General features: G+C 62.2%; 24 protein-coding genes. All 24 read right to left on the reverse strand.

Going from position 1 to position 25,362, the window contains the following annotated elements; all coding sequences use genetic code 11:
- Window positions 1-2: 2 nt before the first annotated feature.
- Complete coding sequence (locus tag ACZ9IL_RS11355; RefSeq protein ID WP_476003616.1) at window positions 3-914, reverse strand: flagellar motor protein MotB; 912 nt, start codon at window positions 912-914, stop codon at window positions 3-5.
- 2 nt (window positions 915-916) lie between these two features.
- The gene (locus tag ACZ9IL_RS11360) at window positions 917-1,654 is read right to left on the reverse strand and encodes a flagellar motor protein (protein ID WP_476003617.1); all 738 of its coding nucleotides are present in this window, start codon (window positions 1,652-1,654) and stop codon (window positions 917-919) included.
- Between the two features lie 2 nt (window positions 1,655-1,656).
- Window positions 1,657-2,769, reverse strand: a complete 1,113-nt coding sequence (locus tag ACZ9IL_RS11365) for a protein-glutamate methylesterase/protein-glutamine glutaminase (RefSeq protein WP_476003618.1) — start codon at window positions 2,767-2,769, stop codon at window positions 1,657-1,659.
- Window positions 2,770-2,801: 32 nt separating this feature from the next.
- Complete coding sequence (locus ACZ9IL_RS11370; protein ID WP_476003619.1) at window positions 2,802-4,940, reverse strand: chemotaxis protein CheA; 2,139 nt, start codon at window positions 4,938-4,940, stop codon at window positions 2,802-2,804.
- A gap of 11 nt (window positions 4,941-4,951) precedes the next feature.
- The gene (locus ACZ9IL_RS11375; RefSeq protein WP_476003620.1) at window positions 4,952-5,692 is read right to left on the reverse strand and encodes a protein phosphatase CheZ; all 741 of its coding nucleotides are present in this window, start codon (window positions 5,690-5,692) and stop codon (window positions 4,952-4,954) included.
- 12 nt (window positions 5,693-5,704) lie between these two features.
- On the reverse strand, window positions 5,705-6,076 hold the full coding sequence (cheY, locus tag ACZ9IL_RS11380; RefSeq protein ID WP_425266319.1) for a chemotaxis response regulator CheY: 372 nt from the start codon (window positions 6,074-6,076) through the stop codon (window positions 5,705-5,707).
- A gap of 123 nt (window positions 6,077-6,199) precedes the next feature.
- Entirely contained in the window at window positions 6,200-6,919 is a 720-nt protein-coding gene (locus tag ACZ9IL_RS11385; RefSeq protein WP_476003621.1) for an RNA polymerase sigma factor FliA, read from the reverse strand.
- On the reverse strand, window positions 6,912-7,787 hold the full coding sequence (locus tag ACZ9IL_RS11390) for a MinD/ParA family protein (RefSeq protein ID WP_042642243.1): 876 nt from the start codon (window positions 7,785-7,787) through the stop codon (window positions 6,912-6,914). Before ACZ9IL_RS11390 ends, ACZ9IL_RS11385 begins: the two co-directional genes overlap by 8 nt.
- 1 nt (window position 7,788) lies before the next feature.
- Window positions 7,789-9,249, reverse strand: a complete 1,461-nt coding sequence (gene flhF, locus ACZ9IL_RS11395) for a flagellar biosynthesis protein FlhF (RefSeq protein WP_476003622.1) — start codon at window positions 9,247-9,249, stop codon at window positions 7,789-7,791.
- A gap of 16 nt (window positions 9,250-9,265) precedes the next feature.
- On the reverse strand, window positions 9,266-11,368 hold the full coding sequence (gene flhA, locus ACZ9IL_RS11400) for a flagellar biosynthesis protein FlhA (protein WP_476005344.1): 2,103 nt from the start codon (window positions 11,366-11,368) through the stop codon (window positions 9,266-9,268).
- A 384-nt stretch (window positions 11,369-11,752) separates the two neighbouring features.
- Entirely contained in the window at window positions 11,753-12,883 is a 1,131-nt protein-coding gene (gene flhB / locus ACZ9IL_RS11405) for a flagellar biosynthesis protein FlhB (RefSeq protein WP_476003623.1), read from the reverse strand.
- A gap of 77 nt (window positions 12,884-12,960) precedes the next feature.
- Window positions 12,961-13,758 (reverse strand): flagellar biosynthetic protein FliR, encoded by a 798-nt coding sequence (gene fliR / locus ACZ9IL_RS11410; RefSeq protein WP_476003624.1) that lies wholly within the window; start codon window positions 13,756-13,758, stop codon window positions 12,961-12,963.
- 129 nt (window positions 13,759-13,887) lie between these two features.
- Window positions 13,888-14,157, reverse strand: a complete 270-nt coding sequence (gene fliQ / locus ACZ9IL_RS11415) for a flagellar biosynthesis protein FliQ (protein ID WP_033130820.1) — start codon at window positions 14,155-14,157, stop codon at window positions 13,888-13,890.
- Between the two features lie 144 nt (window positions 14,158-14,301).
- Window positions 14,302-15,060: a flagellar type III secretion system pore protein FliP gene (gene fliP / locus ACZ9IL_RS11420; RefSeq protein ID WP_476003625.1), complete on the reverse strand. Its 759-nt coding sequence runs from the start codon at window positions 15,058-15,060 to the stop codon at window positions 14,302-14,304.
- The gene (fliO, locus tag ACZ9IL_RS11425; protein WP_476003626.1) at window positions 15,047-15,421 is read right to left on the reverse strand and encodes a flagellar biosynthetic protein FliO; all 375 of its coding nucleotides are present in this window, start codon (window positions 15,419-15,421) and stop codon (window positions 15,047-15,049) included. Before fliO ends, fliP begins: the two co-directional genes overlap by 14 nt.
- 112 nt (window positions 15,422-15,533) lie before the next feature.
- Window positions 15,534-15,929, reverse strand: a complete 396-nt coding sequence (gene fliN, locus ACZ9IL_RS11430) for a flagellar motor switch protein FliN (protein ID WP_025326247.1) — start codon at window positions 15,927-15,929, stop codon at window positions 15,534-15,536.
- Window positions 15,930-15,978: 49 nt separating this feature from the next.
- Window positions 15,979-17,049: a flagellar motor switch protein FliM gene (fliM, locus tag ACZ9IL_RS11435; protein ID WP_033130817.1), complete on the reverse strand. Its 1,071-nt coding sequence runs from the start codon at window positions 17,047-17,049 to the stop codon at window positions 15,979-15,981.
- A gap of 10 nt (window positions 17,050-17,059) precedes the next feature.
- Window positions 17,060-17,569, reverse strand: a complete 510-nt coding sequence (gene fliL / locus ACZ9IL_RS11440; protein WP_476003627.1) for a flagellar basal body-associated protein FliL — start codon at window positions 17,567-17,569, stop codon at window positions 17,060-17,062.
- A gap of 57 nt (window positions 17,570-17,626) precedes the next feature.
- Window positions 17,627-19,597 carry a flagellar hook-length control protein FliK gene (locus ACZ9IL_RS11445; RefSeq protein ID WP_476003628.1) on the reverse strand — a complete coding sequence of 657 codons (1,971 nt, stop codon included), beginning with the start codon at window positions 19,595-19,597 and terminating at the stop codon, window positions 17,627-17,629.
- Between the two features lie 90 nt (window positions 19,598-19,687).
- Window positions 19,688-20,128, reverse strand: a complete 441-nt coding sequence (gene fliJ / locus ACZ9IL_RS11450; RefSeq protein ID WP_476003629.1) for a flagellar export protein FliJ — start codon at window positions 20,126-20,128, stop codon at window positions 19,688-19,690.
- A 27-nt stretch (window positions 20,129-20,155) separates the two neighbouring features.
- Window positions 20,156-21,487 (reverse strand): flagellar protein export ATPase FliI, encoded by a 1,332-nt coding sequence (gene fliI, locus ACZ9IL_RS11455; RefSeq protein WP_476003630.1) that lies wholly within the window; start codon window positions 21,485-21,487, stop codon window positions 20,156-20,158.
- A 186-nt stretch (window positions 21,488-21,673) separates the two neighbouring features.
- Window positions 21,674-22,477 (reverse strand): flagellar assembly protein FliH, encoded by an 804-nt coding sequence (fliH, locus tag ACZ9IL_RS11460; protein WP_476003631.1) that lies wholly within the window; start codon window positions 22,475-22,477, stop codon window positions 21,674-21,676.
- Between the two features lie 69 nt (window positions 22,478-22,546).
- Window positions 22,547-23,608, reverse strand: coding sequence for a flagellar motor switch protein FliG (gene fliG / locus ACZ9IL_RS11465; protein WP_033130811.1), 1,062 nt, complete (start codon window positions 23,606-23,608; stop codon window positions 22,547-22,549).
- Complete coding sequence (gene fliF / locus ACZ9IL_RS11470) at window positions 23,601-25,307, reverse strand: flagellar basal-body MS-ring/collar protein FliF (protein WP_476003632.1); 1,707 nt, start codon at window positions 25,305-25,307, stop codon at window positions 23,601-23,603. Before fliF ends, fliG begins: the two co-directional genes overlap by 8 nt.
- Between the last annotated feature and the right edge of the window lie 55 nt (window positions 25,308-25,362).

The following is a 25,362-nucleotide window of genomic DNA, read 5'->3' on the forward strand; positions in this document are numbered from 1 at the left end:
TATCAATCCTGCCTTGTTGTTATGCGTATGCCGCCATCGGGTAGCGTCACCACCCTGACATCCTCGCCCTCTGACGCCTGCTGAGCGGCTGGCACAGGGGTCGCCGTCACCGGATTGGCGGGGGCTGGCGGCACCCAGGCGAACCTGGAAATGGCGACCACCACCTTGCGATTCTGCAGCCGGCCCTGCTCAGTGCTGTTATCGGCGAAGGGGGAGAATTCTCCATAGGCCTCGTAGGCGAGCCGCTGTGGCACTATGCCCTTGCCCACCAGGGCATTGAGCACGGCCTCGGCCCTTGCCGCGGACAGAGCCCAGTTGGAGCGAAAAATCTCATTGTTTATCTGTTGGTTATCCGTATAGCCCCGCACCCTGACATAGTTATCGACCGGCGTCAGAATACCTGAAAGCGTATCGATCACCGGGGCCGCATTGCTGCCGAGAAAGGCGCTGCCACTGTTGAACAACAGGCCGGAACTCAGCTCCACCGTGATCCAGTTGTCATCCTGGGCCAGCTTGACCACGCCGGCATCGACCAGAGCGCCCATGGCCTGCTGCAGTTGCAGCGCTATGGTCGCAAGGGCCGTGCCATCTTGCGAGATGGGAGTGCCCGTGATGGGGGCGAGCGAGGGTGAGGGGGACGCCGCACTCTCCAGCAACGAGGGGGCGGCCGATACCGGGTTGTCCAGCAACGACTTGCCCTGCCCTTCCAGCAAGCCATCGCTACGCGGGGTTGCCTGATTGAATGCCTGGGTCATGCCATCGATAACGGCGCGATACTGCTCCTTGTTGACCATGGCCACCGAATAAAGCACCACGAACAGGGCAAAGATCAGCGTCATGTAATCGGCGTAGGAGACCAGCCAGCGATCGAGGTGCTCTCGTCCCTGCAGGTGCAAACGGTAGCGCTTGCGCATGGCTATTCCCCTTTCAGATAAGCCCGTAACCGCCGCTCAACCTGCAGGCCATTCTCCCCGTGGGCGATGGCCAGCAGCCCCTCCAGCGTCATCTCCTGATAGAGGCCGTATTGGTAGTGGAATGCTCGAAGACGATTCGCAACAGGCAGATAAATGAGGTTCGCAAACCCCACTCCGTAGATGGTCGCGACGAAGGCGATGGCGATGCCGGCGCCGAGTGTGCTCGGTTCTTCCAGATGGAACATCGCCTGGATGAGACCGATCACCGCCCCTATGATGCCGATGGTCGGGCTGTAGCCCCCCATGGACTCGAAGACTCGGGCGGCGTGCTCGTTGCGCTCCTGCTCGATGTCGATGTCCGCCTCCAGCAGCCGGCGAATGTCGTCGATGGAAACGCCGTCCACTATCATGGTGAGGCCCTGGCGGGTGAAGGGTTCCGTCTCCTCTTCCGCCTGGTTCTCCAGCGCCAACAGACCCTGCTGGCGGGCAAACTGGGCCCAGCTCTGCAGCCGCTCGGCTTGCTGGACCAGATCCCACTGCGGCGGGAACAGCATCCAGCGCGCCTGCCTGAGCGCCGCCAGCATGTACTTGCGGGGGGTTTGCAGGATCACCGCGCCCCAGGTACCGCCAACGACGATGACGAAGGCCGGACCATCGAGCAGGGTCAGCAGGCTGCCACCGTGCCACCACTGGGCAACGGCAACGGCGCCCAACGCCAGCACCAGGCCGAGCATGCTCATGCTCAGCGACCCAACTCGACCAGGATGCGCTGCGCCACCCGATCCAGCGGCAGGGATTCGCTCGCGATGCCGGCCTTGGCGACCGCCTGCGGCATGCCGTAGACCACGCAAGAGGCTTCATCCTGCGCCCAGATGGTGGCGCCCTGCTCCTTGAGCAGACGAGCGCCATCACGGCCGTCGGCTCCCATGCCGGTCAGGACGATGGCGAGCACCTTGTCGCCGTAAGTCTTGGCGGCCGAGGCGAAGGTGATGTCGACACAAGGCTTGTAGTTGACCTTGTCATTGCCCTCGATGATGCGCAGGCGAGCCCCAGGACCGCGTCCCTCCAGCAGCATCTGCTTGCCGCCTGGCGCCAGATAGGCATGGCCCGCCTTCAGTACATCACCGTCCTCGGCCTCCTTGACGCCGATCTGGCACAGCCCGTTGAGACGGGCGGCGAACGCCGCGGTGAAGGTCGCCGGCATGTGCTGAATGAGCAAGATCGGGTGCGGGAAGTCGCCGGGCAGCTTGGTCAGCACATTTTGCAGTGCCACCGGGCCGCCGGTGGACGTCCCGATCGCCACCAGTTGATAACTCTTGCCGCTGCGCTTGAAGCTGGCGGGTGCGCTCGGGGCGCGAACCGGCTCGGGCTGGCGCTCGAGGGGGCGCGTCAGGCTGCCGCCAAGGGCGGGACGCACCAGGGGCTCGGGGGCTCTGGGCTTGGCCGCCATCAGGAAGCGCTTGCGAGCGATCTCCCTGACGCGCTGCTGCAGCAACCGCACCGCCTCGTCCTTGTCACGGGCGATGTCTTCAAATTTTTTGGGGAGGAAATCGAGGGCACCGGCATCCAGCGCCTCCAGCGTCGCCTTGGCACCCTCGTGGGTCAGCGAGGAGAACATCAATATGGGGGTCGGGCACTTGGCCATGATCTCGCGCACGGCGCTGATGCCGTCGAGCACCGGCATCTCGATGTCCATGGTGATGACGTCGGGCCGCAACTGCAACGCCTTGTCCACCGCCTCCCGCCCGTTCTGGGCCGTGTCGATCACCGTCATCAGCGGATCCTGATTGATGATTTCGCTCACCCTGCGGCGGAAGAAACTCGAATCGTCGACCACTAGTACCTTGACTGCCATTGTTATTCTTCTAACTCCTTGGGCCAGAACGATCAGTGGCGACGTGCGTAAGCCTTGAGCAGGCTGGGCACATCCAGAATGAGGGCGATGCCTCCATCGCTGGTGATGGTCGCGCCGGCCATCCCAGGGGTGCCTTGCAGCAGGTTGTCCAAGGGCTTGATCACCACCTCCTCCTGGCCGATGAGGTTATCCACCACGAAGCCCACCTGCTGGGTGCCTATCTGGACGATGACCACGTGGCCGGTGTCCTGGCGCGCCGTCTTGCCGGCGCCGCGCACCAGCCACTTGTGCAGGTAGAACAGCGGGATCGCCTTGTCGCGCACTATGATGGTGAGCTGGCCGTCCACCACGTTGGCCTTCTTCAGATCCAGGTGGAAAATTTCGTTCACACAGCCGAGCGGCAGGGCGAAGGTCTGCTTGCCCACCTCCACCATCAGGGTCGGCAGTATGGCCAGGGTGAGGGGCACCTTGATCTCGAGGCGAGTGCCCTTGCCCCAGGTCGAATCTATGTGCACCGAGCCGTTCAGGCTGACGATGCTGGTCTTCACCACGTCCATGCCGACGCCACGACCCGAGATGTCGGAGATCTCCGATTTGGTCGAGAAACCAGGGGCGAAGATCAGGTTGTAGGCATCGTTGTCGCTCATGCGCGCCGCGCTGTCGGCATCCAGCACGCCGCGGCTGATGGCGATGGACTTCAGCTTCTCCGGATCCATGCCGGCGCCGTCATCCTCGATGCAGAGCAGGATATGATCCCCCTGCTGTGAGGCACTCAGGGTGATGGTGCCCTGACGGGGCTTGCCCGCCTTCTCGCGCACATCCGGCATCTCGACGCCGTGATCGCAGGAGTTGCGCACCAGGTGAACCAGCGGATCGGCCAGGGCCTCCACCAGGTTCTTGTCGAGATCCGTCTCCTCCCCGACCATCACCAGCTCGATGTCTTTCTTGAGGGTGCGGGCCAGATCGCGTACCACCCGGGGGAAGCGACCGAATACTTTCTTGATTGGCTGCATGCGGGTCTTCATGACCGCACCTTGCAGATCGGCGGTCACCACATCCAGGTTGGCCACCGCCTTGGACATCTCTTCGTCGTTGCTGGCGACACCGAGGCTCACCAGACGATTGCGCACCAGCACCAGCTCGCCCACCATGTTCATGATGACGTCCAGGGTCTTGGTATCCACCCGCACCGTGGTGTCGTTCTGTACCGTGCTGCTCTCGGCAGGGGCGGCCTGTTTGGCTGGCGCAGGGGCAGGCGCTGGCTTGGCTACCACCGGGGCGGCCTTGGCAACCGGCGCAGGGCTGGCGACGGCCGGGGCACTCGGTTGGGCGGCAGGAGCAGGTGCAGATACTGCGGGAGCAACCGGCGCCGACATATTGTGCTGCGGCGCTTGGCCGCGGCCGTGCAATTCATCCAGCAGGCGCTCGAACTCGTCGTCATCGATGAGCTCGTCCACCTCTTTTTGTACCGACTGTAGCGGGCTCAAATCCGGCGCGCCGCCGTGCTGGCCCTGGCCGTGTAACTGATCGAGCAGTGCTTCGAACTCGTCGTCGGTGATGTCGCCAGAGCCGCTCAGGACAGGAGCTACCGATACCGTCGGTGCCTTGCCGGCACCGTGCAGCTCATCGAGCAGCCGCTCGAATTCATCGGCCGAAATTTCATCGATGGAGCCACCACCATTCACGGCAACAGGCGCCACCTCGGCGACGATCACAGGCTCAGGCAGGGTGGCGGGTTGCGGAGCGGCGACAATGCTGGCGGTTCGCAGCCGTTCTTGTCCTTCGGGCTTGCACAGCTCGTGCAGATCGTGCAGAAGATCGGCGGAAGCCGGGCTGGTCGGCTCCCGATTCTGTACCTGGGCAAACATGACGTTGATGGCATCGAGGGCCTGCAAGATGACATCCATCAGCTCGGCACTGAGGGTTCGCTTGCCGTTGCGCAGCATGTCGAACAGGTTCTCGGCACCGTGGCAGACGTCCACCAGCTCGGTCAGGGAGAGGAAACCGGCTCCCCCCTTGACGGTGTGGAAGCCGCGGAAAATGGCATTCAACAGATTTTTGTCATCGGGTCGCTTTTCCAAGTCGACCAGTTGTTCAGACAACTGTTCCAATATTTCTGATGCTTCGACCAAAAAGTCTTGCAGTATGTCTTCATCAACTTCGAAGGCCATGCGTCACTCCATTAGAATCCCAGACTAGACAGCAGATCGTCCACATCATCCTGACCATTGACCACATCGGACCTTGTCTGCGGGTTCATGATGGGGCCCTCGGCTTCGATGCCGCTCACCGGCAGGCTGCGTGCCGAGTTCTCGGCGACCGCCTCACCAAACATGGTCAGCATCTCAATCAGCTTCGTTTCAACTTCCTGCACCAGCTTGATGACTTTGCGGATCATCTGACCGGTCAAATCCTGGAAATCCTGAGCCATCAGAATTTCCGTCAGCAGTTGTCGTAACTTATCGGCATCAGCCTCTGAAGCCTTAATAAAATCATTCAGTTGATGGCAGAGCGCCTTGAACTGGCCCAGCTCGAGGTCCCGGCTCATCAAGGCGTTCCAATTGGGCATGACCAGCTGAATATTGTCATTGAGCCGATCGGCGATGGGCAGGCTGGCTTCTACCGCATCCATGGTGCGGTTGGCCGCCTTGTCCGTCATGTCGATGACATAGCTCAGACGCTCCCGGGCATCGGGGATCTCGTGGGTGGCCAGGTCGGGGATCCTGGGATCCAGGCGAAAATCCTGCAAAGAGTTGTGCAGTTGGCGGGTGAGCTGTCCCACCTTGTCGAACAGCGCCGCCGCATTGGGGGCACACACCTCGGCGAGGATGGTATCGGCCTGTTCAAACTCCCCTTGCTCAAGGTGGGCCACCAGCATCCTTGCCTGATCGAGCGAGATCAGGGCACTCGTTTTGGCCGTCATCCCTGCCACTCCTTAACCGATACGTTCAAAGATTTTGTCGAGCTTCTCTTTGAGAGTGGCGGCGGTAAACGGCTTGACGATATAACCATTGACCCCTGCCTGGGCGGCTTCGATGATCTGCTCGCGCTTGGCTTCCGCAGTCACCATCAGCACCGGCAGGTGCTTGAGTTTGTCATCGAGGCGAATGGCCTTGAGCAGGTCGATGCCCTGCATGCCAGGCATGTTCCAATCGGTGACCACAAACTGGTAGTCGCCGTTTTTCAACATCGGTAGCGCCGTGTTGCCATCGTCTGCTTCGTGGGTATTGTTATATCCCAGGTCACGCAGCAAGTTCTTGATAATCCGGCGCATCGTTGAAAAGTCATCCACGATGAGGATTTTCATGTTCTTGTCCAAAATTCCCTCCTAAATAGCCGCCAAAACGGCTGATTTACATGATGCTGAATGCAGGTTGAATGGTGCGGATTATGCCTTAGAGTTGCGTTCCAGTGTAGCCAGTACAATCACTTATACATTCCAATCTCTCAAACGCGCGCGCAATCGGTGCATGGCCTGGCTGTGGATCTGGCTCACCCGAGACTCACTTACGCTCAGGACTTCACCAATCTCGCGCAGGTTCAGCTCTTCGTCGTAATAAAGCGAAAGCACCAGCGCCTCCCGTTCGGGCAGGCGGGCGATGTGTTCGGCCAGCGCGCCCTGAAAGCGCTCGGCCGCCAGATCGTCGAAGCCACCGTGACCGCTGGCGTCATCGGGATGCCCTATCACATCCTCGCTGACCCCCAGATCCTCGATGCCGATGATCTTGCCGCAGGAGACGTCCTGCAACATGGCGTGATACTCGCCGAGGGAGACTCCCATCCGGGAGGCCACCTCGTTGTCGCGGGCATCCCGGCCATGGGCCTGCTCCACGTTCTCGATGGCCTCGGCGATGGCCCGGCTGTTGCGGTGCACCGAGCGCGGCACCCAGTCGCCACGGCGGATCTCGTCGAGCATGGCACCGCGAATGCGGATACCGGCATAGGTTTCAAAGCTGGCGCCCTTGCTGCCGTCAAAATTGCGGGAGGCTTCGAGCAGCCCAATCATACCTGCCTGGATCAGGTCATCCAGCAAGACACTGCTCGGCAGGCGAGCCAACAAATGCTGGGCGATCCGTTTCACCAGCGGAGCATGACGCTCCACCAGCACATAGGAATCCTGATGACGCAAGTATGCTTGGGCTTTATTCACGGGAGTCTTCCTGTGCTATGACCGGCTTTTGCAATAAATTTTCCAGGAAAAATTCGAGATGGCCGCCCGGTTGATTCGGGATGGGCCAGCTCGCCGCCTTGTTGGCCAGAGCGCGAAACGCCAGTGCGGCGGGCGACTTGGGGAAGGCCTCGACGATCAGCTTCTGCTTGCGCACGGCGGCCCGCAGGTTGGTATCGTAGGGGACGCAGGCCACCAGCTCCAGCGAGGTGTCGAGGAAGCGGTCGGTGACCCGGGTCAGCTTGGCGTAGAGCTCCTGCCCTTCGCGCAAGGAGCGCACCATGTTCGCCACCACCTTGAAGCGGAACACCCCGTGATCCTTGGACAGGATCTTGATCAGGGCATAGGCATCGGTGATGGAGGTGGGCTCGTCGCACACCACCACCATGATGTCCTGGGCCGCGCGGGTGAAGCTCAGCACCATGTCGGAGATCCCCGCCGCCGTGTCCACCAGCAGCACGTCGACCTGGGTCTTCATCTCGCTGAAGGCACGGATGAGCTCGGCATGTTGCACCGGGGAGAGCTCGACCATGGACTGGGTGCCCGAGGTGGCTGGCACTATCATCATGCCGTAGGGTCCCTCGACGATGATGTCGTCGATGGTGCACTCCCCGGCCAGCACATGGGACAGGTTGCGGTGTACCCGCAGCCCGAGCATGACATCGACGTTGGCCAGACCAAGATCGGCATCCAGTACCAAGACGCGCTTGCCCTGGGCGGCCATGGCTCCCGCCACGTTCAGGGTGACGTTGGTCTTGCCCACGCCCCCCTTGCCTCCGGACACGGCGATCACTTTCACTCGATTGTTTTGACGCATTTTGCGCAGACCACTCGCCTGATCCATATACATGTTACTCATAAAACTCCGAATCTTCGGTCTCGCCAAAACCCGATCCCCAGAAGTAGGGATCCTCTGCTTCTCGCTCGAGCGAGCCCATGGCGGCACCGACCAGCAGCGCCGCATTGGCAACTTGAATATCTTCCGGCACCCGCTGTCCATCGGTGATGTAGCTGATGGGCAGGGCGTTCTGAATGCATACGTTGATCACTTCACCCAGATTCAGGCTCTCATCCAGCTTGGTCAGGATGCAACCACTGAGCGGGATGCGCCGGAAGTGATCCACCGCCTCCTGCATCACCCGTCGCTGGGAGGTGGCAGACATGACCAGATAGCTGCGAATGCGCACCTTGGCATTCTTGACCAAAGTATCGAGCTGCTCGGTCAAGCGGATGTCGCGCTGCCCCACCCCGGCGGTGTCGATGAGCACCAACCGGCGATGACGGAACTGATAGAGCGCATTGGCCAGCTCCTCGGCATCGCGCACCTGGCGCACCGGACAGCCCATGATGCGACCATAGGTCTGCAGCTGTTCATGGGCGCCGATCCGGTAGTTGTCGGTGGTGATGAGCGCCACCTGCTCGGCGCCATATTTCATGGCAAAACGGGCCGCCAGCTTGGCGATGGTGGTGGTCTTGCCGACCCCGGTCGGGCCGAGCAGCGCCACGGCGCCACCCTGGCGCAAGATGTCGTCTTCACTGATCTTGAGCTGGGCTGTCAGCACCTCGGCCAACTGGGCCATGGCCTGATGGATGGGCATGTCTTCCGGGATGAGGCCCGCCAGCTGATCGGCGAAGGCATCGTCGAACCCCATCTTCTTGAGTTCCTTGATGAGCAGCGCCCGCATCGGCTCGCGGCGCTCCACCTCCTGCCACATCAGACCGGAGATCTGATGCTCCAGCAGCTTGCGGATGCTGGCCATCTCCTTGCGCATCCCCTCCATCTCCTGATCCCGTTGGGGAGTCGGGGCTGGACGCGGGCCCTGGGCGGCACGCGGCTTTGGCTTAGCGGGCTCGGGGGCCGCGCCCCACTGGCCCTGCTCGGCCAGGGTTCTGGGGGCCGCATTGGCGGACACCAGACCGGCGGACTGGTTGCCATTGCCTGCCGCATTCGCGGGCCAGGCACCCGGCGATGGATTGCCAGCACCCGCCGGATTGGCCGGGTTGAGTTTTTGCTGACGCGCCAGCAGGGCGGCCAGGGTATCGGCATAATATTCGTTCTGTTCCTTGGGGGGAGCCGGGCGCGTCATCTGCTTGCCCGCAGACGAGATATTGACGCTCTCATCGTTCAACTGACGGCGAACCGGCGCATCCTTGGGTCCAGGCACCTGGGACTGATAATCGACGGCAGCGACTATCTCCACCCCACCGGTGACCTTCTTGTTGGACATGATGACGGCATCCGGCCCGAGCGTCTCCTTGACCTCGGCCAGCGCCGTTCGCATGTCTTTGGCAAAAAACCGCTTAATCTTCACCCGTCATCTCCGCTAACTAGTTCTGTCCTACCGCACTGACGATGCGGATTTGCTTGTCATCAGGCACTTCCTGATAAGACAGAACACGCAATCCAGGAATGGCATTCTTGACAAACTTCGCCAGGGTATTGCGCAGTATCCCCGATGTCAGAAGCACGGCCGGCTGGCCTTCCAGTTCTTGTCGTTGAGTGGCTTCCACCAGCGAGCGCTGCATCCGCTCCGCCAGTCCCGGCTCTATGCCGGCGCCATCTCCTCCACCTGCTTGCAGGGATTGATGCAATATACGTTCCAATTCTGGTGACAAGGTGATCACCGGCAACTCGGGTTCGGGGCCGGCGATCTCCTGCACGATCAATCTGCGCAGGGCGATACGGCAGGCCGCTGTCAGCACTTCCGGATCCGGGCTGCGCGGCGCATATTCCACGAGGGTCTGCAGGATAGTGCGCATATCGCGAATTGGCACGCCTTCATTGAGCAGATTTTGCAATACCTTGACCAGGTTCCCCATGCTGATCACCTCGGGAACCAGCCCTTCCACCAGCTTGCTCTGGTGTTTTCCGATCATGTCCAGCAGCTGCTGGACCTCGTCATGGCCGAGCAACAGGGCGGCATGATTGGAGAGAATTTGGCTCATGTGGGTGGCCACCACGGTCGCGGCATCCACCACCGTATAGCCGAGCGTCTGGGCCTGGGAGACCTGCTCCTTGGCGACCCAGACCGCCTCCAGCCCGAACGCGGGATCCTGGGTCGCAATACCCTGGATCTGGCCGAACACCTGGCCCGGGTTGATGGCCATCTCCTTGTCGTGATAGACGGTCGCCTCCCCCGTGCTCACCCCCATCAGGGTGATGCGGTACTGGTTCGGGGCGAGATCCAGGTTGTCGCGGATGTGCACCGCAGGCACCAGGAAGCCGAACTCCTGGGAGAGCTTCTTGCGCACCCCCTTGATCCGGTTGAGCAGTTCACCCCCCTGATGCTTGTCCACCAGCGGGATCAGCTGATAACCCACCTCCAGCCCGATGATGTCCACCGGCATCACGTCGTCCCAGCTCAGGTCTTTCTGCTCGACCGGGGCATCCCCGTGGGCCGGCAAGAGTTCACCGCTCGCCACCCCGGCCTTTTGCCGTTTCTCCCGGCGCAGCAACCACCAGGCCCCCACCGCGGCGCACGCCCCGAGGCTCAGGAACGCCAGGTGCGGCATGCCGGGCACGCTGCCCATCATCAGCAGGATGCCGGCGGAGATCACCAGCGCCTTGGGATTGTCGAACAGTTGGCCAAGCACCGCCGTGCCCATGTCCTGATCGGTATTCTGACGGGTCACTATGATGGCGGCGGCGATGGAGAGCAGCAGGGACGGGATCTGGGCCACCAGGCCGTCACCGATGGCGAGCAGGGTATAGATCTGGGCCGCTTCGCCGAAGGTGAGCTGGTGCTGCACCATGCCGATGATGAAGCCACCGATGATGTTGATGAAGAGGATCATGATGCCGGCGATGGCATCCCCCTTCACGAATTTGGAGGCACCGTCCATGGAACCGTAGAAGTCCGCTTCCTGGGTCACGTCCTGACGGCGCTTCTTGGCCTCTTCCTGAGTGATGAGACCGGCGTTCAGGTCCGCATCGATGGCCATCTGCTTGCCGGGCATGGCATCCAGGGTGAAGCGGGCGCTCACCTCGGAGATCCGGCCCGCCCCCTTGGTGACCACCACGAAGTTGATGATCACCAGGATCATGAAGACGATGATGCCGACCGCGTAGTTGCCGCCGATCACCACGTTGCCGAAGGCCTCGATCACATGGCCGGCCGCCGCACTGCCGTTATGGCCTTCCAGCAGCACCACCCGGGTGGAGGCGACGTTGAGCGCGAGCCGCAGCAGGGTCGCAATCAGCAGGACGGTGGGAAAGGCGGCGAACTCCAGCGGCCGGCGGGTATAGACGGCCACCAGCAGCACCACGATGGAGAGGGCGATGTTGAAGGAGAACAGGATATCCAGCATCAGGGGCGGAATGGGCAACACCACCATGCCGAGCGAGGCGAGCACCAGCAGCGGTGTCCCCACCCCCTTGGTCAGCAACCATCGGTACTCTTTGAAACGGCCAAGTCCAGCCTTGAATCCCATCATTTTTCTCAATTATCAACCGCCAGTGCCGGAGTAAAGCAAGCATCAAGCCAACAATTTAATTGATTGATATATATGTATTTTATTTTAAAGATGTCAGAAGTCCGTCGCCATCTGCCTACGAAACAACCTGCCCCGCGCCTGACCAGCAGAACCAGGGCTTCGCCTTTGTTGACGGTATTCGGAGAACAGATCGATCTTTGACGATCAAGAGTTGGGCCACAGCGGAGCATCTTGGGCTGATGCGCATAGGCCAGCCGGCAGACAGCCGGTGAGGCTGCTCAAACACTGCTAGGTACGGTATTCGGGGAGAATGGGCAGATCTTTGGCGATTGGAGTCGGGCGGCAGGCAGTGCTGCTGCCGGTGAGGTTGCTCAAGCGTCGCTAGGTACGGAACTCCGGCGGGATCGGCAGGTCTTTGGCGATCGGGGTCGGGCGGCGACCACGGCCACGGCGGAACTTCTTGAGCTGATACACATAGGCCAGCACCTGTGCCACGGCGGCGAACAGCCCCTCCGGGATCTCCTGGCCAATCTCGGTGGCGTGATAGATGGCGCGGGTGAGCGGCGGGGACGGCATGATGGGGATATCGTATTCGCGGGCGATCTCCCGGATCTTCATCGCCACCTCGTCGGCTCCCTTGGCCAGCACCTTGGGCGCCGCGCCGGGCTTGCTCGCATCGTATTTCAGTGCCACCGAGTAGTGGGTCGGGTTGGTGATGATCACATCCGCCTTGGGCACATCCCCCATCATGCGGCGCATCGCCATCTGCATCTGCAACTGGCGGATCTTGCCCTTGACCTCGGGCTTGCCCTCGCTGTCCCTGAATTCGTCCTTGATCTCCTGCTTGGTCATCTTGAGTTGCCGCATGTGGTTCCAGGTCTGGAACGGCACGTCGATGGCGACGATGGGGATGAGGGCGCAGCAGAGGATGATCAGCATCCACAGCAGCAGGTCCAGCGCGTCTATGATGCCGCCGGGGAAGCCTTCGAGGGAGAGATTCAGCAGATGATTGAACTTGCTGGAGAGCATCCACCAGGCAAATGCGCTGATAAAAATCACCTTTGCAATGGATTTAACAAGCTCCACCAAAGATTGCACCCCGAACATCCTCTTCAGACCATTCAAGGGGCTCAATTTGCTCCACTTGGGCAGCATGGCCTCGGAGGAGAAGTTCATCCCGCCGAGCAGGGTGTTGCCGACGAAGGCGGCGATGGCCACCAGCAGGAACAGCAGCCCCAGCGGTTGCAGCAGCGGGGCCAGCAGGGCGGGTACCATGGCCCCCATGGCGTTGGGGTCGAAGGCTTGATCCCGGTTCAGGGTGAAGCCGACGGTGAGCACCTTGACCATGGCGCCAGCCAGGCTCTCCTTGATCATCAGCAGGCCGAACACGGTCGCCAGCAAGACACTGGCGGTACCCAGCTCCTTGGAGCGTGCAATCTGCCCTTTTTCCCGGGCCTGTTGCAGTCGTTTGCCCGTGGGTTGTTCGGTACGTTCCTGATCGGTATCAGCCATTCAGCTGCTCCCCATCATATTGAACAAGCAACATGCCACCGTTGACGGCGCCTTGCCCGACGTAGCCCTGCTCCCGATCAGCCATTCTGGCCCCCGAAGCACTGAACGTTGATAAGCTCGCAGCTGGTCTCCTGTACTCGCTCCCAGATGGATTCGAAGTGGCCCATGAAGCCGCCTATGGTGAGCCAGAGGATGAACAGGCCGGACATCATGCTGACCGCGAAGCCGATGCTGAAGATGTTGAGCTGGGGCGCGGCCCGGGTCATGACCCCGAACGCAAAGTTGATGAGCAGCAGCGCGACGATGGCCGATAGCGCCATCACCAGGGAGGCCTGGTACATCACCCCGAGGAAACTTATCAGGCTGCGAATGGCGGGCCGCGTCAGCCCGCTGTCGGAGACCGGCAGGGTCTCGAAGCTCAGCACCACCATCTTGATCATCAGCAGGTGACCGTCCACCGCCAGAAACACCAGGGTCGCCAGCATCAGGTAGAACTGGCCCACCACGGGGGCGGACTGGCCGTTCATGGGATCCACCAGGGTGGCAAACCCCAGGCTGGTCTGCATGGCGATGACCTGGCCCGCCATCACGAAGCTCTCCAGCAGAAACTGGGTCATCAGGCCGAGGGCGACACCGATCAGCAACTGCTGTCCCAGCACCAGAAAGCTGCCGACGGAGAACAGCTCTATCTTGGGCATGGGGGGGAGCAGGGGGGCGATGATGAGGGTGATGGCCAGCGCCAAGCCCATGCGGACATGGGCCGGTGCCAGCCGACTGCCAAACACCGCCATCACCATCAGCAGGCTGCTCACCCGTGCCAGCGGCCAGAGGATGGAGGCCAGCCACTCCATGATCATCGCCGTGGTGTAGGTCATGCAGCCTCCTCAGGGGGAGACGGACACATCGGAGCAGGCCGCGTCACCCGCATTGCCTCACCACCTCGGGAGGATTTGGAGATGCCGCCATCAACAGAGCGCCGGTGGCTGTGCTTGCCTTGGCAGACATCAACCGACCACCTCGGGTATCTGGCTCACCATCAGCTGGAAGAAGTCCATCAGGCTCTGCAGGCCCCAGTGCGCACCGGCGCCGAGCGCCAGCAGGGTAACGATGAGACGAGGCAGAAAGCTCAGGGTCTGTTCGTTGATGGAGGTGGCGGCCTGGAAGATGGCGACGACGAGCCCCACCATCAGGCTCGGCAGGATCACGGCGCACACCATGATGGTCACCAGCCAGAGCGCCTCGCGAAACACGTCGACAAAGGTTTCCGGACTCATCTTATCGGCTCCTTTCCATTGACCGGCTTAGCCGGCGCCCAGCCCGAAGCCGTTGGCCAAAGAGCCCAGGACTAGGCTCCAGCCGTCCATCATGACAACCGGCATCGGCTTGAAGGGCAGTGAGAGCGGCACCGGAGGAGAACATCATCCGGCGCCCAATCCGAAGCTGTTGGCCAAGGAGCCCAGGATCAGATTCCAGCCATCCACCATGACGAACAGCATCAGCTTGAAGGGGAGCGAGACCAGCATGGGTGACAGCATCATCATCCCCATCGCCATCAGTATGCTGGCCACCACCAGATCGATGACCAGGAACGGCAGGAACAGCATGAAGCCGATCTGGAACGCGGTCTTGAGTTCGCTGGTGACGAAGGCCGGGATCAGCACCCGCAGCGGCACGTCCGCCGGCTTGTCCGCCTGCACGTCGGCTATCTCCATGAAGGTGTTGAGATCCTTGACCCGGGTCTGGGCCAGCATGAACTGGTGGATGGGCAGCTCGGCCTTCTCCAGCGCCTCCTTGGCGCCTATGGTCTCCGCCAGATAGGGCTGCAGCGCCTCGTCGTTGATGCGATCCAGCACAGGGGACATGATGAAGAAGGACATGAACAGGGCGATCCCGATCAGTACTTGGTTGGACGGGCTCTGCTGCAGGCCGATGGCCTGGCGCAGTATGCCGAGCACCACGATGATCCGGGTGAAGGAGGTCATCATGATCACCATGGCCGGCAGGAAGGAGAGCGCGGTCATCAGCGCCAGCACCTGCAGGGTCAGGCTGTATTCCTGGCTGCCATCCGCCATGGTCTTGACGGTCAGTGCCGACATGCCATCCTGAGCCATTGCCAGTGGCGACAACAGCAGCACGGACAGCAGGCCCAGCCACCGGATCCAGTTAGCTTTTTTCATGCTTGCCCATCAATTTGCCGAGCTGCTGGGAGAACGCCTGGGGCTGGCTCTCATCCAGCGGCTGCTCCAGGCGATAGAGGAAGTTGACCTGCTGGGGGGTCACCCCGATGAGCAGCTGCTGTTCACCCACCTTGACCACCATCAGCTTCTCCTTGTAACCCACCGGCAGGCTGGCGATGACCTTCATCTGGCCGCCCCCCATGACCTGGGTCAGCTTGCTCTTCTTGAGCAGGAAACCCAGCACCAGGATGAGGCCGATCACCATCAGACTGGAGAGCAGCCAGGAGGTGATGCTGGGGGGCGTGACGCCCTCGGCCAGCGCCGGCGTGGTAAACAGCAACAAGGCGAGGATGCGGATCATGTGAGTTTCTTGATTCTTTCAATCTGGCTGATGACATCGGCCAACAAAGGGAGGATGCCGAATGTCTTGGCCAACATCCGGGCAATGAACAGCGGCGGGACGAAGGAGCCCATCATTTGAGCTTCTTGATCCGTTCAATCTGGCTGATCACATCGGTCAGGCGGATGCCGAACTTGTCGTTCACCACCACTACCTCGCCGTGGGCGATCAGGGTGCCGTTGACCAGCACGTCCAGCGGCTCGCCGGCGACCCGGTCCAGCTCCACCACCGAGCCCTGGTTGAGCTGCAGCAGGTTGCGGATGCTGATCTGGCTGCGGCCCACTTCCATGGCGATGGTCACCGGAATGTCCAGTATGGTGTCCAGCTTGCGGCGCTCCTCGGCGCTGATGGGGGCATCGTCTTTGAGCTCCTCCAGCGGGGCGGGCTTGGCCTCGGCCGTCACCTGTTCTTCCAGCGCAGCCGCCCAGGCATCTGCCATCAAATCCTGCTCGTCATCGGTTCCGCTCATCTTGCTTCCTTATGCTGCTTCGTGGCCCGCGTCTGACACGACGGGTCTGTTAAGAGTGTTTGTCTTCGATGCTGCGCTCGAGCTCTTCCAGCTCGGCCTCGCCATCGATGCGCACGCCCCCACGGGTCACCAGATGCATCTCTGTCTTGACCCCGTCCGGGCGTTTGAGTTTATCGACTATCTTGAGCGCCACGTTCTCCTTGGTGCGCCCCATCTTGGCGTGGAAGGTCGGCAAGTCTTCCACGTAGACCAGCAGGTTCTCCGGCATCTCCACCGGGATGATGTCGCCGGGTTTGAGCTCCATCAGATCCCGCAGGGTCAGCTCGGTCTCCAGCAGCTTGGCCTTGAGCTCCACCTTGACGTCCATGATCTCGTCGCGCAGCGCCTTGCTCCAGCGCACGTCGGTATCGCCCTTGTCGCTCTGCACCCCGGCATCGAGCAGTTCGCGGATGGGTTCGAGCATGGAGTAGGGCATGGCCACGTGGAAATCACCACCGCCGCCATCGAGCTCGATGTGGAAGGAACTCACCACTATCACCTCGGTGGGGCTGACGATGTTCGCCATGGCGGGGTTGACCTCGGAGTCGAGATACTCGAAGCCCACGTCCATCACCGGTGCCCAGGCGTCCTTGTAGTCCTCGAACACCAGCTTGAGCAGCATCTGGATGATGCGCCGCTCGGTGGGAGTGAACTCGCGCCCCTCGATCTTGGCGTGGTAGCGGCCGTCGCCGCCGAAGAAGTTCTCCACCAGGATGAACACCAGGCGGGCCTCCATGGTGATCAGCGCCGTCCCCTTGAGGGGACGGAAGCGCACCATGTTCAGGCTGGTCGGCACGAACAGGGTGTGTACGTACTCGCCGAATTTCAGCATCTGCACACCGTTGATGGAGACCTCGGCGGTGCGCCGCATCATGTTGAACAGGCTGATGCGCATGTGGCGGGCGAATCGCTCGTTCACCAGCTCCAGGGTCGGCATGCGGCCACGGACGATACGGTCCTGGGAGGAGAAATCGAACTGGGCGATGCCGGGATCGCCCGCCGCCCCTAGTTCTTCCTCTTCGACATCATCGACACCGTGCAACAGGGCATCAATTTCGTCCTGACTTAACAGATCGCTCACGCTTCACCTTTCATTGCATGACAAAGCCGGTAAACAGCACTTGTTCGATTACGGGGGAAGAGACCAGGTCATTGAGTACCCGACGACACTCTTCCAGTGAATCCTGGCGCAGCTTCTCCTTGCCCTCGAAGGTCATCAGCTGCTCGGCGGTGGCCGCGCTGAAGACCCGCAGCAGGGTGCCTTCGATCAGGGGGATATTCTGCTTGGCCAGCGCCTCGTCAGCGGCGCCACGCACCATCAGCTGGATCTTGATCTGCACCAGCCGATCCCGCTGTCCGCCCGCCACATTGAACACGAAGGGGCGCAGCATGGCGACATAGAGCGATGGCTGTGGCGTGCTCGTGGCCGGCTTGGCCTCCTCGGTCTCAGCGGCCACCGGTTTGTCCCCGCCCGCCAGCATGAACCAGGCACCGGCTCCGCCGCCCCCCAGCACGATGACGGCGAGGGCGACTATCATGATCAGCTTCTTTTTCTTGGCTGCCGCCGGATCCTTCAGCGTCAGTTCGTTATCGTCTGCCATCCCTTGTCCACCCTGGTCCTAAACTGGTTCGGTATCATAAACTTACTCAGGCAGGCATCAAGCATAGAAATCAATTCCGCTGTCGTTTGTCGATTCCACCAGCAGACTCATTGTGTGGCTCCTGCCCTCCCCTTCGGCCTGCTTGTCACCGAAGGATCCACTTCCTTGCTGGCCCTGCTGACCCTGCCCGTTGAACTGGCCCTGGGATTGCTGCTGTGACTGTTGTTGTGTCTGCTGCTGCACCTGCGTCTGGCCGAGCTGGATCCCCTGCCCCGCCAGCATGTCCCGTAGCCGCGGCATGGCCTGCTCCAGCATCTCCCGGGTCTGGCCATGCTGCACCACGAAGTGGACGCTGGCTTGGCTGTCGGCCCCCATCTGGATCTGGATCTTCATCTTGCCAAGCCCGAGAGGATCGAGCTGGAGCTCCACCTGCTGCAACTTGTCCGTCAGCATCAGGTTCACCTTCTGCTGCAACTGCTCCGGTGCCTCCGGGGTCGCCAGCTTGAGGTGTGGCAGGGTCGATGCCTGTCTGGCGACCACCTCGGCCGCCGGCCTGCTCTCGCCAGGCTGTGCCTGTGCATGCTGCAGCGCCGGAGCCGACTCGCGCTGCTCGACCGATTGGGTCTCCAGCGCAGATGTGCCGGACTCATCCAGCGTTGGTTTCAGCTCGGTCTGCTTGAGTTCGGCGCTCGCCCTCACGGCCACCGCGGGCTCGGCCTCCATCTGCGAGATACCGGCCGACAGGGCCGTCAGCGAGGCTTGTGGTCCCTGGGATTCGTGGCGCGCCAGGATCTGCGGTGCCGTCGTCAGCACCGGCTCAGGATCCGCGTTGGCGGCTGCGGAAGCCGCGCTCTCAGCGGCACTCTTGGCCGCAATATTTGCCTCGGGCTTGGCTGCCGACGCCTGCCCTACGTTGGCCTCCTGCTCGGCTGCCGGTCTGCTCTCATCCCCTGACTGGGTGCCATCCGGGGTGGCATTGGTGCCGGTGTCAGGCCGGGTATCCACCCTGACCAGCCCCTCGCCAAAGGCCTTGGCCGCACTCGCCTGGGCACCTTGCTGAGTGACCTGAGTACTGGTGACTGCGCGCTCGGTTGAGATGGGTTGCTGCGGCTTGCCCGCCGTGGGCAGCCCACCAGGGTCGTCCGCTACCGGCGCGGCCCCCGTTTGGGTGGGGATCACCTTGGCCAGCAGGGCGGCCCGCTCCTGACCGGACAGCGGCGGCTGTGGCTGTGGCTGTGTCTGGCTAGCAGCTTTCGACTCGACAGCCTTTGGCTCTTCTGTCTCGGTGACGGCCTGCTCTGTTGGTAGGGTGGTCTGGGTGACAAGCTGCTCTGCTGACCGTGTGGCCGGGCCGGCGGGCGGCGCGTTGGCAGGCAGGGCCGCGGCCTGGTTACCCTTGCCGGACTCGACAGTCGGTTCGCTGCCCTTGTCGAGTTTGCCGGTCTTGCCTGCCTCGCCTTGCACTGGCAGATCGGCGGCGCCTTCAGCACTGGGATCGTCCGCCCCCTGGCCCGCGCTCGCCTGTTGCAACAGCGCCTGCGCCGTGGCGGAGCCGGTCGTGGCCGCGGGCTTGCCAGCATCCGCCAGTGATACATATTGCGACTCGGGCGGCAAGCCATTGCCGTCGACGATTGACGCCGTCGGTATCGCCTGAGTCGGCGCAGCAGGAACCACCAGGCTCACATCCTGTCGGAGTGAAGCCTGCAGCTGTTGCAGAAAATCCTCGGGGGGCAGCTCGGTCTCGTCGCTCTTGTCAGACGTTGGCTGCGCCGCGACGGGAGTCCCGTCGGTCGCCAAAGATTTGGCATCCGGCACCATGGCTGCGGGAGCAGCCTCGCCAGCTGGCGCGCTTGGCGCCCCCTTGCCGACGAGCTGGGCCCTGGCCATGGCCTCGGCAAATGCGGCCTTGCCATCCCCCTGCAGCGGCAGTTCGCCCCCTTCGTTGCCCAGATTGGGCATGGCCGACGCGGTACCGCTGTCGGCAGGGGTGGCCTGGATGACGGCCTTGAGCAACTGGGTCTGTATCATGCGGGGATCCCTGACGACAATCCGGTGGCCGGCGACATCGACGTCGTCCCGTCACCGCGTATTTATCACGATAAAGAAAACGAAAGCAAATTACAGGCCAGAATGGTGATAGCGCCGCATGATGGCGTAATCGTCCAGCATCTTCTGCTCCTGGCGCTGGGCCTTCTGGCGCACCCGTCCCGCCTGTTTCTCAAGCAGGAGTTCGACGGCCTTGCGTCGCTGCTGAGCCTCCAGCCATTGGGTCCGGCACAGTGCCAGCGCCTCGCGTACCTGCAACACCCCTTCGTACTGCTGGGTCGCCGCATTCTCAAGCTTGCTGATGAAGGCGTGATACTGGCTGTTCTGCTGGGGCGTGATCCCCTGCAGGCCCCGATCTGTCCACTGCTGGTGGTAGATCTGGCGGTACTGGTTCAGCGCCTCTTGCTGATCCATGAACAGCTTCAGGTCCTGCTGGGCCTTGGCCAGTGCCATGGCCGCCTGCTGCTCCGCCTCGACCAGCCGGGTGGCCAGCAACTCCAAGCCTTTACTCATTCCAACACTCCCATCCAGTTCATCTCATCAGCGCATCAGTGGCATGGCCACCATGTGCAGGGATTGCAGGCCTTCATCGTAGGGAATCACCTCGCGCATTTTCTGTTGCAAGAACTGATCCAGATAGGGCTTCTGAATGATGGCCCTGTCGATGCGGGGATCCGAGCCCTGGCTGTAGGCGCCTATGGTGATGAGATCCCGGTTCTGCTGATAGAGGGAGTAGAACTGCTTGAAGGTGCGCGCCAGCTCCATGTGCTCCGGCGAGGTGACCATGGGCATAACCCGACTGATGGATTTCTCGATGTCGATGGCCGGATAGTGGCCCGCGTCCGCCAGCTCCCGCGCCAGCACTATGTGGCCGTCGAGGATGGCCCGCGCCGCATCGGCGATGGGATCCTGCAGATCGTCCCCTTCGGTCAGCACGGTGAAGAAGGCCGTGATGGAGCCCTGACCGTCGCTGCCGTTGCCGGCCCGCTCCACCAGCGCCGGTAATTTGGCAAACACCGAGGGCGGGTAGCCCTTGGTGGCGGGAGGCTCCCCCACCGCCAGGGCGATCTCGCGCTGGGCCTGGGCGTAACGGGTGAGAGAATCCATCAGCAGCAGCACGTTGAGCCCCTGCTCGCGGAAGTATTCGGCGATGGCGAGCGCCGTCTCGCAGCCCTTGAGCCGCATCAGCGGCGAGGCGTCGGCCGGGGCCGCCACTACCACGGCGCGCTCGCGCCCCTCGGCCCCGAGGATCTCCTCGATAAACTCCTTCACCTCCCGACCCCGTTCACCGATGAGGCCGACCACCACCACGTCTGCGGCGGCGCCACGGGTCATCATGCCGAGCAGCACCGACTTGCCGACGCCAGAGCCGGCGAACAGCCCCATCCGCTGGCCTTGCCCCACGGTGAGCACGGCGTTGATGGCGCGCACCCCCACGTCCATCGGCTGATGGATGGCGCGGCGAGCGAGCGGGTTGATGCGTTGCTGGGCAAACTGCACCGTCTGGGAGGAGATGATGGGGCCGAGCCCGTCGAGGGGCTGACCGATACCGTCGATGACCCGGCCGAGCAGATTCATGCCCACCGGGATGCCGTGATCCTCGGTGATGGGCACCACCCGGGCGCCGGGGATCACCCCCTTGAGCTGCTCGCTCGGCATCAGGAACAGGCGATCGCCGGAGAAGCCCACTACCTCGGCCTCCAGCCAGCCATCCTGAGTATCGATACGGCACAGGGCGCCGATGGCGGCGCGGCAGCCGATGGCCTCCAGCGTCAGCCCCACCACCCGGGTCAGCTTGCCCGCGACCGGTGGAATGGGGGCGAGATCGCGCACCCGGTAGCCTTGCAGCCGATTGAGCAAGGACGCTGTCATCGCGCCTCCAGAGAGAAAGGGGAAAGATGCCGGGTCACAGGGTGACTCGGCATTGTCACGCAGGGAAATACCGCACAGCGGCGCGGGATCTCGTGGAAAGCACGGAACATGCCGTTACTCGGCATTGTCGCGCTGGGAGATACCGCACAGCAGCACGATGCCGCGTAGAGAGCGCTGGGCACAAAGTTACTCTGCATTGTCACGCAGGAAGTTGCGCAACAGTTGATCGATGCGTCCCGACAGGGTCAGATCGATGCTGGAGAGTTCGGTGGCCAGTTGCAGATCACCGGGAGAGAGGGTGGGATCGCTGCGCAGCCGCCAGTGACGCTTGGCACACTCCTCGGCGCCGAAGGCCTGCTCGACCCGGGTCACATCATCCGGGTGCAGCTGCAGCGTGACCCCCTGCTCGGCGGCGGGCAGCAGGGATAGCCCCTGCTTGAGCGCCTCGAGCAGCAGCCTGGGTGACGTTTCGGCTTCGTGACGGATGAGGGCGCGGGCCAGTTGCTGCACCAGGGCGATGAGCTGTTGCTCCACCGCGCTGTCCTGCTCGCTCAAGGGGTTGGCGAGCCTGTCTGCCAGCCCCTGCCAGTGGGCAATCTGCTGCTCCACCTGCTCCTGACCGAGGGCGAGCCCCTCTTCCCTGCCCTGCTCCAGACCAGCCTGATGGCCCTGTTGCAGGCCTTCCAGCTTGCCCTCTTCCAGCCCCTTGGCAAAACCGGCTTCCTGACCCTCGCGCATGCCCTCTTCCCAGGCGGCCTGGCGAATGGCCTCCAGCTCTTCGGCGGTGATGCTGGGAGCCGGCTCCTCCTCGGGTTCTTCGATGAGGGCCTCGGCTTCCTGTTCCTGCCGGTACCAATCCGGACTCAGTCCCAGGGCATTGACCTGGATCTCGGACTCGACCTCCATCTCGGGCCAGCCCCAGGCCTGCACCTGACTCTCATCCTCTTCGGGCCTGACATAGCCGCGCAGCTTGTTGTTTTTGTTATTCATGCTTCAGAGACGCTCCTCGCGACGACCAGATGACAGGGCAATATCATCACAGGGTTCAGGTTGCATGACTTAGAGGAATTCCTCGCCACCACCGGAGCCCAGCATGATCTCGCCCGCATCCGCCAGACGGCGGGCAGTGGAGAGGATCTCCTTCTGGGCCGCCTCCACTTCGGAGACCCGGATCGGCCCCATGGCCTCGAGATCGTCCGCCAGCATCTCGGCAGCCCGCTTGGACATGTTCTTGAACACTTTCTCCCGCATCTGATCGTCGGAGCCCTTGAGCGCCCGTTGCAGCAGATCCCCCGGTACTTCCCGCAGCAGGGTCTGGATGCCCCGATCGTCCACGTCGATCAGGTTCTCGAACACGAACATCAGATCCTGGATCTGCTGGCTCATCTCTTCGTCCGAGTCGCGGATGGAGTCCATCAGCTGGCCTTCGATGTTGGTGTCGAGGTAGTTCATGATGTTGGCAGCGGCCTTGAGACCGCCCATCTTGGCGGCCTGAGCCCCGGCCGCACCGGCGAACTGTTTCTCCATGATGTCGTTCAACTCTTGCAACGCCGCCGGTTGCACCTCTTCCAGGTTGGCGATGCGCATCACCAGATCCAGGCGCACCTGCTCCGGGAACTGGCTCAAAATCTCCGCCGACTGCTCCGGCTCCAGGTAGGACAGCACGATCGTCTGGATCTGCGGGTGTTCGTTCTGGATGATGCTGGCCACCTGGCGCGCGTCCATCCACTTGAGGGAGTCGAGACCCCGGGCACCGGACCCCAGGATGATCTGATCCACCAGATTGCTGGCCTTGTCCTCGCCGAGCGCCGCCACCAGGGCCTTGCGCACGAAATCTTCGCTGCCGATACCGATGTTGGTGTATTTCTGGATGTCTTCGATAAATTGACGGTGCACCGCCGCCACCCGATCGTGACTAAAGTCCGACATCGAGGCCATGGACATACCGAGCCGCTGCACCTGCTTGGGCTCGAGGTGGCGGAAGATCTGGGCGGCATCCTCTTCGTTGAGACTCAGCATCAACAAGGCCGCCATCTCCATCCCGGGCATCTGATCCAGGATCTGGCGCTGCACATCGGTAATCTCGTTACCGGTTATTTGGTTTTTCTTCTCTTCAGGCATCTTTGTTCGTTACCCATTCTTTAATGACCTGAGCGGCCAGATCCGGTTCATTCGCCACCAGCGCACGCACCGCCTTGAGCAAGTCTTCGTCACGGTGCAGATCCGGCAGTTTCAGATGACCGTCACGCACCCCGAACACGGGTTCGGCTTCCGCTTGCGCCGCCAGCAGGCTGAGCTCGTCATCCCCACCCAGCACTATGCTGTTGTCCAGATCCAGCTCCCCTTCCGGACGTGCATCCGGGTAGAGCAGGCGCTTGAGCATGGGCCGTACCACGGTCACGATCAGCACTATGATGACCAGCACGGAGGCGGCGATGCGCACCGCACGCCAGAACCAGGGCTGCTCGTAGACGGGGGTATCGGTCATGGCCTCGAGTTCGGGACGATTGAACGGGATGGCGACCACCTCCAGGGTGTCCCCCCGGGTCACATCATAACCGAGGCCGCCGCTGAGCAGGCGACGCAGGGTATCGAGTTCGGCCTGGCTGCGGGCCTCCCGGGTGACGGCGCCCTCGGCGCCCGGGGTGGCCTTGTAATCCACCGCCACCGACACCGTCATGCGGCGAATGCCGCCCTGCTGACGCCGGATGTGGCTGACGGTGGTATCCAGTTCGAAGTTGCGGGTCGCCTCCTTGCGGGAGCGGCCACTGGACGCCGACTCGGCATCGGCGCCCGTCGCCTGCTGGGGAATGCTGGAGGCGGCGGGAGGCTGGTTGGAGAGTGCGCCGGGCACGCCGCCATTGCCACCATTGGCGCTGTTCTCCTCCATGGTCATCTCGGAGCGCACGGCGGGCAAGTCGGGGTTGTAGGTCTTGCGGGTCTGCTCCTGTTGGGAGAAATCGAGGGAGAGATCCACTTCAGCCGTATAGTTGTCGGCGCCCAGCACCGGGATCAGGATGGCGTCAATTTTTTGTTTGTACTCCAGCTCCTGCTTCTGCTGCATCGCAAACTCCTTGCGAGTCTGGGCGGAGAGCGGATCCTGAGAGCCGGAGTTGAGCAGGCGACCGTTCTGATCGGTCACGGTGACGCGAGTCGGCTCCAGGCCGTGGACGGCGGAGGCCACCATGTCGACGATGGAATCCACTTCCCCCTGGCCGAGGGCGCTGCCCTTGAGGCTCAGCACCACGGTCGCGCTGGGTTTGCGCTCGTTGCGGGCGAATACGTTGTCTTTGGGAATGGCCAGCAGCACCTGGGCCTTGGCCACGTTCTGGAACTGCTCGATGGCACTCGCCAGCTGACGCTCGCGGCTGAGCTTGAGACGCTCGCCTTCCATGCGCTGGCTGACGCCGAAGCTGGAGTCCTTGAGCAGGATGGACTCACCATCGTTGCTGGCATCGCTGTTGCCAGCCAGCCCGGCCCGGGTCAGACGCAGGCGGATGTCGGCATAGTTTTCGGCACTGACCAGCACGCTCTTGCCATCGACCTGATAGGGGATCTTCTGCTGATCCAGATAGTCGAGGGTGGAGACCAGCTCCTGGGTGTTGAAGGTGCCGAGCGGACGCATCTCCGGCTCCTTGCCCCACAACAGGATGAACACGGCGATGGCCAGACAGATGGTCAACCCCAGGATCAGGGTGATCTGGCGCAGCACATCGGTATTGGACAGGAAGCCCAGCGCCGAGCTCTTCTGCTCATGCTCGTCGAGGGCTGCCGCCCCCTCGTTGTTGATCAGCAGGTCGCCGTTTTGATCAGTAGCCACGGATTATGTCCTTATTGCTGACATGTTCATGATGCTCAGTCGCCATGGTTTATTG

Source organism: Aeromonas sp. TECH754 (assembly GCF_056279295.1).

Bases quoted from the DNA above. Each gene is read 5' to 3' on its own strand.
- fliG (WP_033130811.1), bottom strand. From the start codon at position 23,608: ATGCCTGAAGAGAAGAAAAACCAAATAACCGGTAACGAGATTACCGAT.
- cheY (WP_425266319.1), bottom strand. From the start codon at position 6,076: ATGAAAATCCTCATCGTGGATGACTTTTCAACGATGCGCCGGATTATC.
- fliH (WP_476003631.1), bottom strand. From the start codon at position 22,477: ATGAATAACAAAAACAACAAGCTGCGCGGCTATGTCAGGCCCGAAGAG.
- ACZ9IL_RS11365 (WP_476003618.1), bottom strand. From the start codon at position 2,769: ATGGCAGTCAAGGTACTAGTGGTCGACGATTCGAGTTTCTTCCGCCGC.
- fliR (WP_476003624.1), bottom strand. From the start codon at position 13,758: ATGACCTACACCACGGCGATGATCATGGAGTGGCTGGCCTCCATCCTC.
- flhA (WP_476005344.1), bottom strand. From the start codon at position 11,368: ATGGGATTCAAGGCTGGACTTGGCCGTTTCAAAGAGTACCGATGGTTG.
- fliI (WP_476003630.1), bottom strand. From the start codon at position 21,487: ATGACAGCGTCCTTGCTCAATCGGCTGCAAGGCTACCGGGTGCGCGAT.
- fliO (WP_476003626.1), bottom strand. From the start codon at position 15,421: ATGATCCGCATCCTCGCCTTGTTGCTGTTTACCACGCCGGCGCTGGCC.
- ACZ9IL_RS11390 (WP_042642243.1), bottom strand. From the start codon at position 7,787: ATGTATATGGATCAGGCGAGTGGTCTGCGCAAAATGCGTCAAAACAAT.
- ACZ9IL_RS11445 (WP_476003628.1), bottom strand. From the start codon at position 19,597: ATGATACAGACCCAGTTGCTCAAGGCCGTCATCCAGGCCACCCCTGCC.
- ACZ9IL_RS11355 (WP_476003616.1), bottom strand. From the start codon at position 914: ATGCGCAAGCGCTACCGTTTGCACCTGCAGGGACGAGAGCACCTCGAT.
- fliL (WP_476003627.1), bottom strand. From the start codon at position 17,569: ATGGCAGACGATAACGAACTGACGCTGAAGGATCCGGCGGCAGCCAAG.
- fliP (WP_476003625.1), bottom strand. From the start codon at position 15,060: ATGAAAAAAGCTAACTGGATCCGGTGGCTGGGCCTGCTGTCCGTGCTG.
- fliQ (WP_033130820.1), bottom strand. From the start codon at position 14,157: ATGAGTCCGGAAACCTTTGTCGACGTGTTTCGCGAGGCGCTCTGGCTG.
- ACZ9IL_RS11375 (WP_476003620.1), bottom strand. From the start codon at position 5,692: ATGACGGCCAAAACGAGTGCCCTGATCTCGCTCGATCAGGCAAGGATG.
- ACZ9IL_RS11360 (WP_476003617.1), bottom strand. From the start codon at position 1,654: ATGAGCATGCTCGGCCTGGTGCTGGCGTTGGGCGCCGTTGCCGTTGCC.
- flhB (WP_476003623.1), bottom strand. From the start codon at position 12,883: ATGGCTGATACCGATCAGGAACGTACCGAACAACCCACGGGCAAACGA.
- ACZ9IL_RS11370 (WP_476003619.1), bottom strand. From the start codon at position 4,940: ATGGCCTTCGAAGTTGATGAAGACATACTGCAAGACTTTTTGGTCGAA.
- fliJ (WP_476003629.1), bottom strand. From the start codon at position 20,128: ATGAGTAAAGGCTTGGAGTTGCTGGCCACCCGGCTGGTCGAGGCGGAG.
- fliN (WP_025326247.1), bottom strand. From the start codon at position 15,929: ATGAGCGGAACCGATGACGAGCAGGATTTGATGGCAGATGCCTGGGCG.